Source organism: Agarivorans gilvus (assembly GCF_001420915.1).
In the GTDB taxonomy this organism is placed as follows: domain Bacteria; phylum Pseudomonadota; class Gammaproteobacteria; order Enterobacterales; family Celerinatantimonadaceae; genus Agarivorans; species Agarivorans gilvus.
In genome coordinates this window covers 2,121,675-2,138,572 of the sequence record NZ_CP013021.1, presented here as the reverse complement: position 1 = coordinate 2,138,572, position 16,898 = coordinate 2,121,675, and the positions used below count along the sequence as shown (strand labels likewise).

Here is a 16,898-nt window from a genome sequence, read left to right as displayed (position 1 = left end):
GTTAGTCGGGAGCGAGTTTTCGCTTCCATTTATCACTCTTCCAGCGACGCCAGTTAATTTGGCTGCGAATGAATTCATCCAGCACCCCTGCTAATAAAATTGCGTAAAGACCTAGTCCCCAGTAAATGCCCAACAAGTAAGCCAAGGGTACCGAAAATAGCCAAGTCACGGCGATTGCGTTGCCAGTAACATAAATGGCATCACCGCAGCCACGTAATACATTACCGCTAATGATGTTGACTGCTCGGCAGGGCTCGTTGATGCTATGAATCAGGCACACTATTACCCCCAAACCCAGTACTTCAGGGTTGTCGGTGAAGATCTCCAATAGCGCTTGGTGAAATAGATAAATGAGGCTAGCTACTACCGCTACTGCACTTAAGCCCCATCGTAGCCCTTGGCGCATCTGTTGATGGCATTCTTCAAATTTGCCGGCTCCGGCTAATTGGGTAACTAGCATGGTATTGGCCACCCCTAAGGCAATCAATAACATGGTGCAATAAACGTAAATATTTAAGGCATAAATACGAATGGTGATGGCCGCCTCACCCAACTGCACTATCATTAGATTCATCACCATGACAAAGCTCTGATAAGAAAAGGGTTCGAGGGCTGAAGGCACGGCAATTTTAAGAATGGGCGTTAAGGTTTTGCTCGGCTGTTTTATTGCCTCTAGCAATGGCAAACGTACTTTTATCAGTAGTATTACGACGAATAAATTAAAGCTTAAGCTGAGTACCCAAGCAATTAGGCTCGCGATGGCTACCCCAGTGACCCCTAGTGGTGTTGCACCAAACCAGCCCAGCACCAATACGCCATTACCGATGACATTGCTAACCAACATCACCGCCGCCGATATGGTATTCCAATGCGACTGTCCATAGCTGTTGCAGATATTGGCGAGGGTCATTCTTAAGCCCATGAAGCCAATGGCGGAGCCGGCGATAATCAAATATTCAGTCGCCATTGCATGCATGTTGTTGGGCAGGCTCATCCAGCGACCAATATTGCCGGCTTGGCTAAGGAAAAATAGCCCACAAAGCAGCCCGGTAATTAGGCTTAATATGACTAAACCGGCCAGTATCAGATTGGCGCGTGAGTAATTCTGTTTGCCCATGTATTGCGAGGCGAGACTCGCTCCGGCAATGCCAGTGGCGGCAAAAAAAACGATGGCCATAGAAAACCACGGCATCACTGCACCCACCGATGCGGCGGCTTGATCAGACACCTGACTCAGAAATAAGGCGTCTAGCACCGGCACCGACATGTTCAAGGAGAATTCACCAAATATCGGTAAGGCCATACCGAACAGGCCTTTTTCTAAGGTTTTACTTTTGGGGGTTGACGACATGCTAACCACAAACTAGCAGAAAAGTGCGCTTATAGTAGGCACTTAGGGGAGTTCAGGCTTTTACGTAAGTTGGTTTTTAATTAATGAAAATTAGCTAAATTGTCGATAACTCAGCCACAGTATTATTAACAACAATATTACGCAGCTTGACTGCCAAAAACGTACTGGGTTGCGCTCAATTAAAGGTTTGCCTTGGTGATTAAGGCGTAGTTTTGGATTGGCATGCTGCATGTCATGTAGCAGCTCCGACAGGCTTTGATAGCGCTGTTGTGGCTTGGCTTGGCAGCCATGCTCTAGAGCTGCGTCTAACCAGTCTGGTAAATCGTTGCGGAACTGTTGAATGGTTTGGTAATGCCAGTCTGCATAATGGCGTCGAGCTATTTGTTGGCGGTTGGCCTGCTTAAAAGGCAGCTTCCCAGATAGCATTTCATAGGCGATAACGGCAAAGGAAAATATGTCGCTGCGGTGATGGCCGGTTTCACCCAGTAGGTACTCGGGTGCGATATATTGCACGGAGCCAACGGGAGCCGTATTGGTTTGGCTTTGCTCCAGTTGTTCGGCAGACAGTACGGTTCCAAAATCCACCAGTTTTAGCTGTTCATTGGCGCTGATAATGATGTTTTCCGGTTTTAGATCTCGGTGCACCATTTCATAACGGCGCAAGGTGCGTAGGGCTTTGGCCAGCTTTTGTAGCAGCCTTAATACCTGAGTTAGTGGAGGATGGGGGTGCTGCTCCATCCATTGGCGTAGGGTAATACCCGGAACATATTCTGCAACTATGTAGCGAAAACGACGATGCTGCTGAGGCTCAAAGGTTCGCATGATATAAGGACTATTCACGACTCGACCCACCCATTCTTCTCGGGCGAAACCGGTCATATAATCTTGGTCATCTGCCATGTTGGCATCTGGCGCTTTAAGGATTTTAACCCGGCCTTGTTGTTGAGCAAGTTGATTCAGCTCTTCCACTAAGTAGACATGGCTGCGCGGACTACTATGAATAACTTCACAAACCCGATAATGGTCAATCTTATTACCCACCGACATGACCGGGGGAATGGGCAAATTGAGTAACTGGGCACGGCTTTCATCTAACTCGGCTAGCGCTACATTATCAATGCTGACCAACATGGCGCTGATGTTATCGTCGCTTCCCGCTAGCTCGGCAGCCTTAACCATGGTCTGGGCTTGCTGCTCTAAGCTAGTAAAGTTGCCTTGTAACAGGGTTTTTAACTGTTGCTCGCTGAGAGCGTCGTGTAGGCCATCACTACTCAGTAGATACAAATCCCCTGGTTCAATGTCACAGCTTGAATAGTCGAGCTCTAGACTCGAATCGACGCCCATCGCTCGGGTGAGGTGGTTTTTTTGGTTACCGCGAATTTGCACATGATCGCGAGTGAGCTGGCGCAGAGTATCGCCGCGTAAGCGGTAAATTCGACTATCACCAACATGGAATAAGTGAGCTTGCCGAGATTTAACAATTAAAGCTGACAAGGTGCAGGCATAGGAGCCAGTTTGCTGGCCTTGTTGAAATAACCAATTGTTCAAGGACTTAGCGACTTGAGCCGCCGATTTATTAACAGACCAACTCTCTGGTGTGGCGTAATAGTCCTCTACGAATTGAGTTACAGAGATATGGGCGGCCATTTTAGCGTGCTCGGCACTGCTCAAACCATCGGCTAATACCGCCACAATCCCCTTGTAATAACGAGCCCAAGATGTAGGCACTTTGGCAACACAAGCGTCTTGATTTTCTGCTTTGGGACCACAAATGGAGGCGCCCCCAAAGGACGCCTCCAATTTGCTGCTAGCGACAGAGGGTGCTTTTTCGCTGTGGCTAACTTGCTTGCTATCCGCAGCTATTGCGGCGGATGTTGCTGGTTCTAACACTCGGTTTCTTTCCTTAAACTGGGTTCAAGCTGAGTTAGTTAGCTAACACTGATTAGCGTAACTTCGCCATCAGGGCCTACTTCAGCGATGCTTCCTTTAGGCTCTTCTAGTAACAGTAGGGTAACAAAGCCAAGTATGGCTGTTGCGCCAATCACATAAAAAAAGCTTTGGTAGCTGACCAGGCTGAGTACGGTGAGGTAAAAGACCGCACCAACGTTTCCGTATGCCCCTGTCATCCCGGCGATTTGTCCGGTTAAACGACGTTTGATTAGCGGTACGGCCGCAAACACAGCGCCTTCACCTGCTTGTACAAAAAAGGAGCAGGCCATTGCCATTGCTACCGCCAAAAACAGTGGCCAAGTACCGTCAATCTGACCCATGCCAAAGTAACCCAAGGCTAGCCCTGCAGTGAGTATTAACAAGGTTTTTTTGCGACCAAAACGGTCGGAAATCCAGCCGCCACCAGGGCGCGAAGCTAAATTCATAAATGCGTAAGCCGAAGCGAGCAAACCGGCATACACCATGTCGAGTTTAAATACCTCACTAAAAAACAGCGGCAACATTGACACTACCGCGAGTTCTGAGCCAAACGTGGCAAAGTACAAGACGTTGAGAACCGCAACTTGTTTAAATTTATACTTTTCGATGTCAGCGACCGGCTTTACAAACAGGTTTTTATTAACTTGATAAGTTTTCCAAAAATCCAAAGCGTAAAGGGCAATCAAAGCAAGGTAACAGGAGTAAACCAGTTCTTGGCTAAGCATTTTTACCCCAGCAGGAGAGAGTTTCCAGGCTAATAAGGCCAAGGTCGCGTACATCGGCAGTTTCATGATCAGCAATAACGCCAAATCGGCTTTGCTGGTGACTTCCATTGCTCCGACATTTTGGGGTTTAAAATAGGTAGAACCCTTAGGCGTATCGCTGCTGTTTTTGTAGTAAATAATACTAAATAGCAGGCTGAGTACGCCCGTTGCGGCAACCGCATAGCGCCAGCCATCTTCGCCACCAAAGATCAATGCAAGGCTGGGCAGTAATATGGCGGCAGCGGCGCTACCAAAGTTGCCCCAGCCGCCATAAATACCTTCTGCCGTGCCAAGCTCTTTGGCCGGAAACCATTCCGATACCATGCGAATGCCGATGACGAAACCCGCGCCAATAAAGCCTAGTAGAAAGCGTGCTATTGCCGCCTGCTCAAAACTATTGGCAAAAGCGAACATGAAACAGGGGAGGGAACAAACAGCCAGCAAACATGAATAAGTAAGGCGAGGACCAAACCTATCGGTGAACATGCCAATTACAATTCGGGCTGGAATGGTTAAAGCCACATTGAGTATCAATAAGGTTTTTATTTGGCTGGGTGTTAAGCCTAGGCTAGTCGCTATGCTGGCCATTAATGGCGCATGGTTGAACCAGACCAAAAAGGTGATGAAAAAAGCCATCCAGCTCATGTGGAGTATCTTCATTTTCCCGCTAAAGGAAAATAAGTTAAAGCGTTCTGCACTCATAATGATGTCTCAAAAACAGTAAAGAGGTGTAGACCACGCCGGAAGCCGACGTGGTCAGTTTGTTATTATTGGTTGAAGTTTGCGCTAAGCGGCGACTTTGATGCTGTCACCTTCTACTTTTACCTTATAGGTAGGAATGCTGACGCTCTCGTCATCAAGGCAGCGTCCGGTAGCTAGGCTAAAGCGCTGCTTGTAAAGCGGTGAGGCCACCATTAACTCGCCTTGGTAATCGCCAATGATGCCGCGTGATAACATGTTGACTTTGCCAAAGGGGCAATAGTTACTTAAGGCAAAGATCTGATCACTTAGGCCTTCCCAAAAAATGGCAATTTGTTGGCCTTTGACTAAGGCGCAGACGCCGGTGCCAGGGCTAAGCTGCGATTTGCGACAGACTTCGGTCCAGGTTTCAGTTGCTAGTTCACTCATCATCACTCTCCTTGTTAGCGAGCTGCTACGATTTCAATGCTGTTAATACGTTCTTCTTCGGTGGCGGGACGGCGCTGGCCTCGCTCTCGAACGTACTGAAGGTTGCTGTCTGGTTCGGCAGCATTAATAAACTGGCGGAAGCGCTGTAGTTTCTTTTGGTCGTTAATGGTGGCTTTCCATTCACATTGATAACTTTCAACCACGTGATTCATGCCGGCCTCGAGTTCTTCGCAGATCCCCAGTTTGTCTTCAATCACCACCTGTTTAAGGTAGGCTAAACCGCCTTCTAGATTTTCTAACCACACCGAGGTGCGTTGTAAGCGGTCGGCTGTGCGCACATAGAACATTAATACTCGGTCGATGTAGCGCATTAGGGTGACGTCGTCTAGGTCGGTAGCGAATAAATCGGCGTGTCGAGGGCGCATACCACCGTTACCACAAACATACAGACCCCAACCGCCCTCTGTTGCAATAACACCAATATCTTTACTCTGTGCTTCGGCGCACTCACGAGTACACCCTGACACACCAAACTTAATTTTGTGTGGAGCTCGTAGCCCCTTGTAACGATTTTCTAAGAGAATGGCCATGCCGACGCTGTCTTGCACACCATAGCGACACCAAGTGGACCCCACGCAGGATTTAACGGTACGTAAGGATTTGCCATAGGCATGTCCGGTTTCAAAGCCGGCATCAATTAACTTGGCCCATATTTGTGGTAGTTCGTGTAGCTGGGCGCCAAATAGGTCAACCCGCTGACCACCGGTAATTTTGGTGTAGAGATCGAACTCTTTTGCTACTTGGCCTAATACAATCAGTTTGTCAGGGGTAATTTCGCCCCCAGCAATCCGTGGTACTACCGAGTAAGTGCCGTCTTTTTGCATGTTTCCTAGGAAGATATCGTTGGTATCTTGCAGGGCGATATGCTCATCTTTAAGGATGTAGTCATTCCAGAAGGTGGCTAGAATAGAGCCAATAGCGGGCTTACAAATTTCGCAGCCGTGCCCCTTTCCGTGTTCTTTTATGAGCTGCTCAAAGGTTTTGATTTTCTTCACCCGCACGATGTCGGCGAGTTCGGCACGAGAATAGGCGAAGTGTTCACAGATATCATTGCTGACTTCAACCCCGAGGTTGGCTAACTCGGCATTCATTACCTGCACCGCGAGGGCGCTACAACCACCACAACCCGTGGCGGCACCAGTGGTGGCTTTAATATCGGCCATGCTGGTAGCACCGTCACGCACTGCTTGGCAAATTTGCCCTTTGGTCACGTCATAACAAGAACAGATTTGTGCACTGTCGGGAAGCGCATCCACTCCCATGGCGCTAGCTGCGCCCTCTTCACTAGAGGGGACTAATAAGTATTCAGGGGCTACTGGCAGTGGCATGTCATTTAAGAACAGCTGTAGCCAAGCGCCGTAATCCTCGGCATCACCTACTAGTACCGCACCGAGCAAACGGTCACCGGCGGCGTTGGTCACCACTTTTTTGTATACCTGACGCGCTTCGTCGCTCAAACTGTAACTTAATGCCCCTTCGCTGCTGGCATGGGCATCACCAATACTGGCTACGTCTACGCCCATCAGTTTGAGTTTGGTGCTCATGTCGGCGCCGGTGAAGAGTTTGCTTTGTTCACCAGCGATGTGGTCTACCGCGACCTTGGCCATGCTATAACCCGGTGCCACCAAGCCGAAGATTTTGCCCTGCCATAGCGCACATTCACCAATCGCATAGATGTCGGGATCAGAGGTTTGGCACTGATCATTGATGACAATGCCTCCTCTAGGTCCTAGCTCTAGACCGGTTTCTCTGGCGAGTTGATCCTGCGGTCGAATGCCGGCAGAGAACAAAATCATATCGGTATCTAAGCTGCTGCCGTCGGCGAAGTTCATCCGGTAGCGAGTGGTGTCTCCGGCCACAATTTCTTGGGTATTTTTCTCGGTATGTACTTGTACCCCTAGCTCTTCAATCTTGGTGCGAAGGATTGCTCCGCCGCCATCACAGACTTGTACCGCCATTAAACGCGGGGCAAATTCCACTACATGGGTTTGCATGCCTAAATCTTTCAGCGCTTTAGCGGCTTCTAGACCAAGTAAACCTCCACCCACAACGACGCCGATTTTGGAATTTTCAGCAGACTTGGTCATGGCTTCTAAGTCTTCAATGGTCCGATAAACCAGAATATTTTCTTTAGCGCTTTGGTCATCTGGGCGTGGGATGGGTGGCACAAAGGGATAAGAACCGGTGGCTAATACCAGTTTGTCGTAATGCTCACGTCGTCCACTTGCAGTCACGATCAGTTTTTTTTGAGTGAGGATCTCTACTACCTTGTCATTAACAAAATACTGCACACCGTGTTCGTCGTAATACTCCGGTGAGGTCATCATCAAATCATCGGCGCTTTTTCCCGAAAAGTAGCTAGAGAGTTGCACTCGGTCGTAGGCTAAACGAGACTCTTCACTGAAGGTGGTAACTTGCACTTGGCTTAACTTATCTTGCTGTATTAGTTGCTCAATAAAGTGGTGGCCTACCATGCCGTTGCCAATAACAATAATACGTTCCATGTACTCTCTCCTATGCGCTTAACGCGGCACTATTTTCTAATTCAATTTGATTCTGCTGGTGAGCTAAGTTGCTTAACCAGTCGAGTTGCTCGCGCAGTGAGACAACTTCACCAATTACAATTAATGTAGGGGACTGCAATTGATGCTCACTGGCGAGCGTAGGTAACTGGTGTAGCTGGCCACTCACCACGCGTTGTTGGCTGTGGCAACCATTCTCAATGAGTGCGGCTGGGGTATGGCCACTCTTTCCAAAATGTTGAAGTTGCTGGCTAATCTCCGGCAAACTGCTTAAGCCCATGTAAAACACCAAGGTATGGTCAAGTTGTGCTAACTGAGCCCAGTCAATATCGAGTTTGCCGTCTTGTTTATGTCCGGTGATAAAGCTGCAGCCGGTAGCGAGTCCTCGGTGGGTGAGGGGGATCCCTGCATAGCTGGTACAGCCTGATGCTGCGGTAATACCGGGAATCACACGAGCCGGTACATTATGTTGATGCAGCACCTGTAACTCTTCACTACCGCGGCCAAATACAAAAGGGTCTCCGCCTTTAAGGCGGCAGATACGTAAACCTTGTTTGGCCTTATCTACCATGAATAAGTTGAGTTGCTGTTGTGGAATACAGTGATTAGCCTTGGCTTTACCGACATAAATCGACTTAGTTCCCGCTGGGATCAAGGCCAAGATCTCTTGGCTCACCAAGCGGTCGTATAGCACTAAATCAGCCTGTTCGATGCTGCGCAGTGCTTTTAAGGTGAGGAGTTCTGGGTCACCAGGGCCAGCACCTACTAGATCCACCACCGCAGCATTTGTAGGCTGTATGTTATGGTTTTGCGGTGCTTGGCTAATTCTTTGTATGCTCATTTGAAACTCTCGCAGTAACTTATGCCAAGTCTCACGCAATCATGGTGCCAGTAGCCGAAAAACTCGATAAACTTGATTTAAATCATTTTTTATCAATGGGTTAGGATTTTTTGCTGGTTTTTAAGTGAGCCTCGCTCAGTTACTCCTAAAGGGTTAAATTGCACCTGTTTGGTAAAAACACGCACCTTGAATGTGCTAAAAACTGTGAACTATATTTGGTTTATGGGTTCATATTATATGGGTTGCTGTGAACTAGCTTGGATGGCTTACTATCAGCGATATAGGGGTTAGATCTTGGCCATTGGCTATGCTAGACTCAGCGACTAGGTTATTTTTAGAGGTTGATATGGATCAAGTAAATGCATCTATGGCGTTAGTCCCGCAAGGGAGCATTGAAGCCTATATTCAATCAGTTAATCGGGTTGAGATGCTTACCCCTGAGCGTGAGAAAGAGCTTGCCACTCGTTTGCACGACGAAGGAGACTTAACTGCAGCTCGTGAACTCGTTATGTCACATCTGCGTTTTGTTGTGCACGTGGCGAAAAACTATGCCGGTTATGGCTTACCTCAGGCCGATTTAATTCAAGAAGGCAATGTTGGCTTGATGAAAGCCGTTAAACGCTTCGACCCCAGTGTGGGTGTGCGTTTGGTTTCTTTTGCTGTGCATTGGATCAAAGCTGAGATCCACGAATACGTATTACGTAACTGGCGCATGGTGAAAATTGCTACCACTAAAGCACAACGTAAATTGTTCTTTAATTTACGTAAGTCGAAAAAGCGTTTGGGCTGGTTTAGTCAAGATGAAGTCAACATGGTGGCAGAGAATCTTGGCGTAAGCACTAAAGACGTGATGGAAATGGAATCACGTATGAGTGCTCAGGATCAAGCTTTTGATCTGGCTTCTGATGACGACGAGCGCGAAGGCAGCTTTGCGCCAATCCAGTACTTAGAAGATAAGTCTTCTGATGTCGCTCAGTATGTTGAAAAAGAAAACTGGGAAGTGGCGGCTGCTAATCGTTTACGCGCAGCACTGGCTACTTTAGACGAGCGTAATGCCTATATTGTGCAACGTCGCTGGTTGGATGAAGATAAGGCCACCTTGCAAGAGTTGGCCGATCATTACCAAGTGTCTGCGGAACGCATCAGGCAGTTAGAAAAAAATGCCATGAAGAAGCTAAAAGCGGCCATGGAATAAAACATCTTAAAAACCTCGCCTAGCGAGGTTTTTTTATATTCAAATTTGCCTCTTGCTTGTGTTAAATTTGCACAAACTTAGTAACTTGTGGTCTGACATGGACGGTCCTTTCGAACTCTCTAAAGTTAACTTTGTCATTGATGGTGACGGACATAAAACCGCTGCTATTCTGCCCATAGAGCTCTATCAACAATTGTTGTCCTTGCGTGAATTAGTGCTCGAAAGCGGCTCACAAAGCATTTCTGCCGAATATACGTTTAGCGTGAAACAAGCGGTGGCTCATGGCTACCCTACTGGCGCCAAAAATAAGCCGGGTTTTATGGTGGTAAAAGGCTCCACCGCTAATGGTGGCGGCGCAGAATCGTTACGTCCTGCGGTGCTCGCGCTTCGTGAACAGCTACTAGCAGAACATGTATTGTGCCGCCAGGGCGATGAGTATGAATTTATGCGTGACTATCAGTTTTCTAGCCCCAGCTCTGCTGCCTGCTTAATTGCCGGTAATGCACGTAGTGGTTTAGATGCTTGGTTGGATAAATGGGGCAGAAGCTTGAAAGATAGAGGTTACGGCAAAAAGCGCTAGCCTTAGCATGCAAATAAAAAAGAGCGCTTGGCGCTCTTTTTTTGCTGTTAGCTTCCACTTAAGCCAATAAGCTCATTGGGTCAACGGCTTCAAGGCCCAAGGCTTCAGCCACTTCCGGACGAGTTAACTTGCCATGCATGACGTTTAAGCCATTACGTAGGTGCTCATCGTCTAACAAGGCCTGTTTATAACCTTTATTGGCTAGGGTAATGATGTAAGGCAGAGTGGCGTTGTTTAGTGCCATAGTTGAAGTGCGCGCGACCCCTCCAGGCATGTTGGCCACGCAGTAGTGAACCACATCATCCACAATGTAAATCGGATCTTGGTGAGTGGTGGCCTTCGAGGTTTCTGCACAGCCGCCTTGGTCGATAGCGACGTCAACGATGGCACTGCCGCTCTTCATTTTTTTAACCATTTCTTTGGTGATCAGTTTGGGTGCTGCGGCACCGGGTAACAGTACCCCTCCAATCACTAGGTCGGCATCGAGAACGTGTTGTTCGATACTGCTAGCGGTTGAATACACCGTTTTTAACTGGCCGTGGAACTCGGCATCGATGCTACGTAATACATCGATATTGCGGTCTAGAATCACCACATCGGCGCCCATGCCTACAGCCATTTGCGCAGCGTTGCGACCTACCATGCCGCCACCAACAATGGTCACTTTAGCGGGCTCTACCCCCGGTACTCCACCTAATAATAAGCCCCGACCACCTTTGGATTTCTCAAGCGCTAATGCACCAGCTTGAATTGCCATTCGACCGGCCACTTCCGACATTGGGGCTAACAAGGGTAAGCCACCGCGTGGGCTAGTGACGGTTTCATAAGCCACACATACTGCGCCGGACTTAAGTAAGTCTTGGGTTTGTTCTGGGTCGGGAGCAAGGTGGAGGTAGGTAAACAGTAGTTGGTCTTCACGCAACATGGCGCGCTCTGCCGCTTGAGGCTCTTTCACTTTCACGATCATATCTGCGCTGGCAAATACCTCGTCTGCGTTATTGGCAATGCTTGCGCCAACGGCTTGATAGTCTTGGTCACTGAAGCCAATGCCGGCACCAGCTTGGGTTTCAACCATGACTTTATGGCCAAGTTGTACGAGTTCATTGACACTGGCTGGGGTCATTCCCACACGGTATTCGTGATTTTTTATTTCCTTTGGTACACCGATCAACATAGCGATTAACTCCCTTTATACTATATGTGTTGGTCATATATGCCGCTCTTAAGTTTAATGTATAGTCAAATTAACTAAGTCCGCAACAGTTTTTTAGCGTAAGAGTCTGTGTTGTTTTTGGCGTTTCGGTAGGATATGTTGTGCTCTTGTTAAGAGTTAAAACAAAGTTATGGGAAAAGCGCAAATCATGCAGCAAAATATTCTGAATCAGGTTTTAAACGATATCGACCAATTTAACCTTAATGACCCTAATCGACAGTTTGATGAGTTGGGAAATATCCACCCTAAAGAGTTTTTGTATGGGAAACGGATGTCGAATTGCCTGCATGATTTCATGTTGTCGCCGCCTGCTCAGCTGCAAATTGCCGCGCGGGCACAGCACATTGGGCGTTGGTTATCGCCACGTTCGGATTACCCCGAGGGGCGCGCCGGCTATTTGAAATGGCGTAAGGATTTAGGCAGTAAACATGCCGAACTTTGCGCCGATATCATGCGTAAATACCAGCTCGATGAAGCGCAGATAGAAGCCACTTGCAGTTTGCTGCGTAAAGAGAAACTGAAACAAAATCCGCTTACCCAAGCTTTAGAAGATGTGATTTGCTTGGTTTTTCTTAAGTATTACTTTCTTGAGTTCGCCAATAAACATGAGCAAGCAAAGGTGATTAGCATCGTGCAAAAAACTTGGGCAAAGATGTCAGCCGAAGGGCAGAAAGCCGCTTTAGCGCTGGAATTACCGTCACCGGCATTGCGTTTAGTGCAACAGGCGCTGGCTTAAGCGAGTAAGCTGAACAAAACATAATAGTGTGTTAGAATTCGCCACGTTTTTTTAGTTAATTAGGCGTATCTAATGAGAAGAGATCTAGCATTTCGTTTTTCCCGTGTTACTGAAGCCGCTGCTTTAGCTGGTTATAAGTGGTTGGGCCGTGGCGATAAAAATGTAGCGGACAACGCAGCAGTAGAAGCCATGCGTATTATGCTGAATGACATGGATATCGATGGCGAAGTCGTGATTGGCGAAGGCGAAATTGATGATGCGCCGATGCTATATATTGGTGAGCATGTGGGTACTGGTGGCGAGGCTGTTGATATTGCGGTTGATCCCATCGAAGGTACTCGAATGACCGCAATGGGCCAGAACAACGCTGTAGCTGTGTTGGCCGTAGGTGAAAAAGGCGCATTCCTGCGTGCGCCAGATATGTACATGGAAAAGTTAGTGGTAGGGCCAAATGCTAAAGGCTGTATCGACTTAAATCTGTCACTTGAGCACAACATCAAACAAACGGCTGCCGCTTTAGGTAAAGATCTTCGCGATATGACCGTGATTACCTTAGCTAAGCCCCGTCATGACGCGGTAATTGCTGAAATGCAAAAGCTAGGCGTTCGAGTATTTGCTATTCCTGATGGTGATGTGGCAGCCTCTGTTCTCGCTTGTATGCCTTTATCTGAAGTTGACATGATGTATTGTGTTGGCGGAGCTCCTGAAGGGGTGATTTCTGCGGCGGTGATTCGAGCCTTAGGTGGCGATATGCAAGGCCGGTTGATTCCTCGTAATCAAGTGAAAGAAGATAACGCCGAGAACCAGCGCATAGCGGCAGATGAAATTCGTCGTTGTGAAGAGCAAAGCATTCAGGTAAATAGTGTGCTGCAACTACATGAATTGGCGAAGAATGATAATGTTATTTTTTCGGCCACTGGCATCACTAAGGGTGATTTGCTGGAAGGTATAAACCGTCAGGGGAATATAGCCACCACCGAAACCTTGTTGGTTCGTGGTAAAACACGCACCATCCGTAAAATCCAATCTACCCATTATTTAGATAGAAAGAATGATGAGCTAAAAGCCATCATTTTATAAGTCATTACTAGTGAGAAAGGCCAGAGCTTGCTCTGGCCTTTTTTATAGCTCAAATACCTGTTGGTTATTTAAACCTAAGTGATTGTAAAAACTCAGAGTGGCGGCTTGATTACTAGCCGGAAAGGCTAGACGACTTAACTGGCGCTGCGCCGATAATTGTAATAGTTGCTGAAACATATATAAGCCAATTCCACGTCGGCGGGTGATGTCCCGTACTGCAAAGCGCCGAATGGTTAACTGCGGAAAGTGACTTTCTACCACACAATAGGCGACCACCCTTTGATTGAATACACAGTAGTATAGCTGGCCTGCCTGCTGCCATTGTTGCCATTGTTGTTCATTCACCGAGGGTGCAATTTTACTGAGGTCGGCCGCATGCTTAGGCCAAGCTGAGGCGGCTTGAAAAGATAAACGCATGGTTTATTGCTCGTAGTTTAAGAGACGTATGAAAGAGGTGTCTCGGTGATTTGTTCAATATCTAAGCTATGCCAATCCTTAAGAAATGCCCGTGACTCTTGATGGATCACTCTGAGTGAATTTTTTAGTTGCTCGTTGAGTAAATCTAAGTCTTGGTTGGCTAGTTGGTTTAGGGTATAGCTCAAATCATAAATTAAGGGGCTTAAATCAAACAGGTTATTGGGCTGGATATTTCGCTTATGGTGCGGTTGGGTTTGGCGTTTTCGCCAAGTGCTAAAGGCTACTAAAAACAAATGAATTAATTGTCGTGACTCTCGACAATCCAAGCACGACTGCCTAACCCACCAAGGGGCAGTGCCTTTGATAAATGCAATACACTCGCTGACTACATTATTGACGTAGTTGTCATCAACATAGCTGGGAACGGATTGAAGCTTCATAAACCAAGTGTTTGATTAAAAGGTAAATTTAGATTACACATTTTGTCTCGGCAAACCAATACTTTTCATCACTCAATAATGGGATATTGTTAACTAATTTTGTGCCTAATTTACCCTTAGATGTTAAGTATTTGATTGTAGTACAAAAGTGAAAATCTTCATTTTAGTAGAACAAAATATGATACCTGTCAACTATTGATAACTTGCTTATTGTTTATACAGTTTGGCTTTGTAATAATGTCGCGCTAATTGATTGATTTATTATGAACTTATCGCCGATAACCTTGATTTTTTGGATTCAAAGAACAGGCGAGTTAGGCGTTCTCAGTTATGGATAACATGGGGTTCTTTTAGTGCTTAAGCGAGCGGCTAAGGTTGAGGGTTTTACTTTAATTGAGTTGATGATTGCGGTGGCTATTTTAGTCATTGTCTTAGTGATAGCGGTGCCTTCATTACAAGGTTTTATTCAAGACAATAAACAGAAAGTGACGCGTGACTTGCTAGCGAATAGTTTGATGGTGGCTCAGCAAGAAGCCATTCGCAGTAATTTGTCCACTTATGTTTGTCCTACCACCAGCGGCACAAGTTGTGAAGCCGCATGGGGAGCAAATATCGGCTGGTTGGTATTTCGTGATGACGACCGTAACGCTACCTTGAGCGACCCTTCGCAGATTATTGCTAGCTACCCTAAATCTAAAGCCGCAAAGATCAACTTCAGCGCCACTGGTAGCTCTAGTCCTTTGTTACGTTTTTTTCCTACAGGTCATGCCTTAGCAGGAGTGCTAACGGTGTGCGCGCCTTCCAATGACTACCAAGACCAACGAATTTCAGTGACCCGCATGGGGAGGATTGAGTATGCAACGCCATCCACTAGCTACTGCCCATAAGCAGCAGGGTTTTACGCTGATTGAGTTATTGATTGCGGTAGTGATTGTTTCCATTGGTTTGTTGGGGCACGCCGCACTGCAAATTCAATCGGTGAATACTGCCCAACAGGCGCGCTTTGCCCAAACGGCCAATGTGGCGATGCTAGACATCGTGCAGCGCTTTAGCAGCATGCCGCAGGCCGCATTAGATGGTGAATATGATGCGAGTAATTTAAGTGATGGGGCTGCTCCGTTTACCTCCGTGCCAAATTGTGCAACCCAAGCCTGTAGCCGAGTTGAGCTAGCACAATATGAGATTAGTGATTGGTTTAGTAGCCACAGTGAATACATACCACAGCTGCGTTTTTCGATTGCCCATAATGCTAATTTGGTCACAGTTACCATGACTTGGGATGCCAATTTATCGGGCTCGGGAGTAGAGAATTGCGCTAGCGATAGCAGCGGTGCTAGCCACCAATGTAGTGAGGTTGCGGTATGGCTAAGATAAGTAACCAACAAGGTTTTGGCCTTGTTGAGTTGATGATTGCCCTTATGCTATCACTGGTGGTGGTGGCGGGATTGTATGCGGCCTTTATTGGCGACCAAAAAAGTTATGAACTGACCCGAGCTAGCCATTTGCTGGTGAATAAAAATCGCATGAGCATACAAACCATGCGTTTGTATATACAGCAAGCAGGTTTTCGCGATTATAACCAACTCTATCAAAATACCTTATTACCAGTGGTACCGGTGGCCGATACCTTGGGCTTCACTTGGGATGAGGCGCAGATGCTGCAGGGCTTGGAAAACCAGACGACTTACCCTGGCGCTAAAGCCGATACCGATGTGGTAGCGCTACGCTTTTATGGTGCGGCTGCGCCAAATGCCAGTCTTTATGCCTGTGATGGCTCTGAAGTCGCCGCCGATACGGTATTAACTATGGTCTTTTTCATCTCTGCCAGCGATCAGTTAGTTTGCCGCGACCCCAGTGGCGATACGGTATTTGACCAAGATATCGACAATTTACAGCTTTTGTATGCCAGTGCTGACAATAATTTTCGTTATTTTAAAGCCAGCCAGGTAACGGATTGGACTCAGATTAATCGAGTTAAAATCGGTTTGTTAGTTGCGCAAGACGTCGCTATGGGCAGTTTAAGCCGCGATCATAAATATTCAGTGTTAGACGAAGACATAACAGTTAACGATAAAAAATTGCGCCAAGCGGTGAGTGAAACGGTGATGTTGCTGAATCGGGGAGTCTCTTAGTGCGAAACAATAAACAGCAGGGCATGGCCTTAATCATGTCTTTGGTGATGGTGCTTATTATTGCCTTAGTTGGTGTTGCCATTGCGCAGCAAGTGATCAGTGGCAGAAAAAATTCAGCAGTCTATCAAGATCATGCCACTAGTTTCGTGCGTGCCACTTCGGGGATTAACGAAGCTGAGTTTGTGGTGCGTCGTGAAGCCTATGCTCCTGCTGCCCGATTAAATCCCAATACCGCCAATAATTTATTGGCCGATCAGTTTGCGAGTGATAACTGGTGGCAAGACGATGCCAAATGGGTGGCGGCTAATAAACTGGTGAATGTGACGAATGCTGCGGGCAATAACCTACAAGGGCAGCCACGTTACATTATTGAAGATGCCGGTGTTGATGCTGGCTTAGTAATGGGGCTAAAGGTTCCTAAGCGGCGTTTTGTGCGCATTACCGCGCGGGCCGAGGGCGAGGGTGGTGCGGTCAGCTATTTACAATCTTATGTGGCATTCATGGAGTAAC

Annotated in this window: 17 protein-coding genes; 8 read left to right on the top strand and 9 right to left on the bottom strand. The window is 47.2% G+C overall.

The annotated features are described in order from the left end of the window. Position 1: 1 nt before the first annotated feature. The 6 genes from AR383_RS10115 to cobA all read right to left on the bottom strand — a co-directional run bounded on the left by AR383_RS10115 (position 2) and on the right by cobA (position 8,595). Complete coding sequence (locus AR383_RS10115) at positions 2-1,351, bottom strand: MATE family efflux transporter (RefSeq protein WP_055733015.1); 1,350 nt, start codon at positions 1,349-1,351, stop codon at positions 2-4. Positions 1,352-1,441: 90 nt separating this feature from the next. Further along, positions 1,442-3,241, bottom strand: a complete 1,800-nt coding sequence (locus AR383_RS10110) for a bifunctional protein-serine/threonine kinase/phosphatase (RefSeq protein ID WP_055733014.1) — start codon at positions 3,239-3,241, stop codon at positions 1,442-1,444. 38 nt (positions 3,242-3,279) lie between these two features. Further along, a complete protein-coding gene (locus AR383_RS10105; protein ID WP_055733013.1) occupies positions 3,280-4,746 on the bottom strand; it encodes a NarK family nitrate/nitrite MFS transporter in 1,467 nt (488 codons plus the stop codon). Between the two features lie 84 nt (positions 4,747-4,830). Continuing rightward, positions 4,831-5,175, bottom strand: a complete 345-nt coding sequence (gene nirD / locus AR383_RS10100) for a nitrite reductase small subunit NirD (RefSeq protein ID WP_055733012.1) — start codon at positions 5,173-5,175, stop codon at positions 4,831-4,833. 11 nt (positions 5,176-5,186) lie between these two features. After that, positions 5,187-7,736: a nitrite reductase large subunit NirB gene (gene nirB, locus AR383_RS10095; RefSeq protein WP_055733011.1), complete on the bottom strand. Its 2,550-nt coding sequence runs from the start codon at positions 7,734-7,736 to the stop codon at positions 5,187-5,189. A gap of 10 nt (positions 7,737-7,746) precedes the next feature. Continuing rightward, a complete protein-coding gene (cobA, locus tag AR383_RS10090; protein WP_055735019.1) occupies positions 7,747-8,595 on the bottom strand; it encodes a uroporphyrinogen-III C-methyltransferase in 849 nt (282 codons plus the stop codon). 346 nt (positions 8,596-8,941) lie between these two features. On the opposite strand from cobA, the gene rpoH reads away from it, so the two are divergent. Beyond that, positions 8,942-9,790 (top strand): RNA polymerase sigma factor RpoH, encoded by an 849-nt coding sequence (rpoH, locus tag AR383_RS10085; RefSeq protein ID WP_055733010.1) that lies wholly within the window; start codon positions 8,942-8,944, stop codon positions 9,788-9,790. Positions 9,791-9,887: 97 nt separating this feature from the next. After that, a complete protein-coding gene (locus tag AR383_RS10080; RefSeq protein WP_055735018.1) occupies positions 9,888-10,370 on the top strand; it encodes a DUF4357 domain-containing protein in 483 nt (160 codons plus the stop codon). A 58-nt stretch (positions 10,371-10,428) separates the two neighbouring features. On the opposite strand, the gene ald is transcribed toward AR383_RS10080, so the two are convergent. Continuing rightward, complete coding sequence (ald, locus tag AR383_RS10075; RefSeq protein ID WP_055733009.1) at positions 10,429-11,544, bottom strand: alanine dehydrogenase; 1,116 nt, start codon at positions 11,542-11,544, stop codon at positions 10,429-10,431. Between the two features lie 169 nt (positions 11,545-11,713). Between ald and AR383_RS10070 the strand changes: the two genes are divergently transcribed. After that, on the top strand, positions 11,714-12,319 hold the full coding sequence (locus tag AR383_RS10070) for a DUF4202 domain-containing protein (protein ID WP_229711184.1): 606 nt from the start codon (positions 11,714-11,716) through the stop codon (positions 12,317-12,319). Between the two features lie 72 nt (positions 12,320-12,391). Beyond that, positions 12,392-13,399, top strand: a complete 1,008-nt coding sequence (gene glpX / locus AR383_RS10065; protein ID WP_055733008.1) for a class II fructose-bisphosphatase — start codon at positions 12,392-12,394, stop codon at positions 13,397-13,399. 42 nt (positions 13,400-13,441) lie between these two features. On the opposite strand, the gene AR383_RS10060 is transcribed toward glpX, so the two are convergent. Together AR383_RS10060 and AR383_RS10055 are read right to left on the bottom strand one after the other, a co-directional pair. Further along, on the bottom strand, positions 13,442-13,816 hold the full coding sequence (locus tag AR383_RS10060) for an acetyl-CoA sensor PanZ family protein (protein ID WP_055733007.1): 375 nt from the start codon (positions 13,814-13,816) through the stop codon (positions 13,442-13,444). Between the two features lie 17 nt (positions 13,817-13,833). Then, on the bottom strand, positions 13,834-14,256 hold the full coding sequence (locus AR383_RS10055; protein WP_157051694.1) for a hypothetical protein: 423 nt from the start codon (positions 14,254-14,256) through the stop codon (positions 13,834-13,836). A gap of 353 nt (positions 14,257-14,609) precedes the next feature. On the opposite strand from AR383_RS10055, the gene AR383_RS10050 reads away from it, so the two are divergent. The 4 genes from AR383_RS10050 to AR383_RS10035 are packed head-to-tail and all read left to right on the top strand — an operon-like array spanning position 14,610 to position 16,897. After that, entirely contained in the window at positions 14,610-15,143 is a 534-nt protein-coding gene (locus AR383_RS10050; RefSeq protein ID WP_055733005.1) for a GspH/FimT family pseudopilin, read from the top strand. After that, positions 15,112-15,630: a type IV pilus modification protein PilV gene (gene pilV / locus AR383_RS10045; RefSeq protein WP_055733004.1), complete on the top strand. Its 519-nt coding sequence runs from the start codon at positions 15,112-15,114 to the stop codon at positions 15,628-15,630. Before AR383_RS10050 ends, pilV begins: the two co-directional genes overlap by 32 nt. Beyond that, positions 15,618-16,388, top strand: a complete 771-nt coding sequence (locus AR383_RS10040) for a PilW family protein (protein ID WP_055733003.1) — start codon at positions 15,618-15,620, stop codon at positions 16,386-16,388. Before pilV ends, AR383_RS10040 begins: the two co-directional genes overlap by 13 nt. Next, positions 16,388-16,897: a pilus assembly PilX family protein gene (locus AR383_RS10035; protein WP_055733002.1), complete on the top strand. Its 510-nt coding sequence runs from the start codon at positions 16,388-16,390 to the stop codon at positions 16,895-16,897. Before AR383_RS10040 ends, AR383_RS10035 begins: the two co-directional genes overlap by 1 nt. Position 16,898: the final 1 nt, after the last annotated feature.

Coding starts and splice junctions, on each gene's coding strand:
- AR383_RS10115 (WP_055733015.1), bottom strand. CDS start 1,351: ATGTCGTCAACCCCCAAAAGTAAAACCTTAGAAAAAGGCCTGTTCGGT.
- AR383_RS10105 (WP_055733013.1), bottom strand. CDS start 4,746: ATGAGTGCAGAACGCTTTAACTTATTTTCCTTTAGCGGGAAAATGAAG.
- nirD (WP_055733012.1), bottom strand. CDS start 5,175: ATGATGAGTGAACTAGCAACTGAAACCTGGACCGAAGTCTGTCGCAAA.
- nirB (WP_055733011.1), bottom strand. CDS start 7,736: ATGGAACGTATTATTGTTATTGGCAACGGCATGGTAGGCCACCACTTT.
- cobA (WP_055735019.1), bottom strand. CDS start 8,595: ATGAGCATACAAAGAATTAGCCAAGCACCGCAAAACCATAACATACAG.
- rpoH (WP_055733010.1), top strand. CDS start 8,942: ATGGATCAAGTAAATGCATCTATGGCGTTAGTCCCGCAAGGGAGCATT.
- AR383_RS10080 (WP_055735018.1), top strand. CDS start 9,888: ATGGACGGTCCTTTCGAACTCTCTAAAGTTAACTTTGTCATTGATGGT.
- ald (WP_055733009.1), bottom strand. CDS start 11,544: ATGTTGATCGGTGTACCAAAGGAAATAAAAAATCACGAATACCGTGTG.
- AR383_RS10070 (WP_229711184.1), top strand. CDS start 11,714: ATGGGAAAAGCGCAAATCATGCAGCAAAATATTCTGAATCAGGTTTTA.
- glpX (WP_055733008.1), top strand. CDS start 12,392: ATGAGAAGAGATCTAGCATTTCGTTTTTCCCGTGTTACTGAAGCCGCT.
- AR383_RS10060 (WP_055733007.1), bottom strand. CDS start 13,816: ATGCGTTTATCTTTTCAAGCCGCCTCAGCTTGGCCTAAGCATGCGGCC.
- AR383_RS10055 (WP_157051694.1), bottom strand. CDS start 14,256: ATGAAGCTTCAATCCGTTCCCAGCTATGTTGATGACAACTACGTCAAT.
- pilV (WP_055733004.1), top strand. CDS start 15,112: ATGCAACGCCATCCACTAGCTACTGCCCATAAGCAGCAGGGTTTTACG.
- AR383_RS10040 (WP_055733003.1), top strand. CDS start 15,618: ATGGCTAAGATAAGTAACCAACAAGGTTTTGGCCTTGTTGAGTTGATG.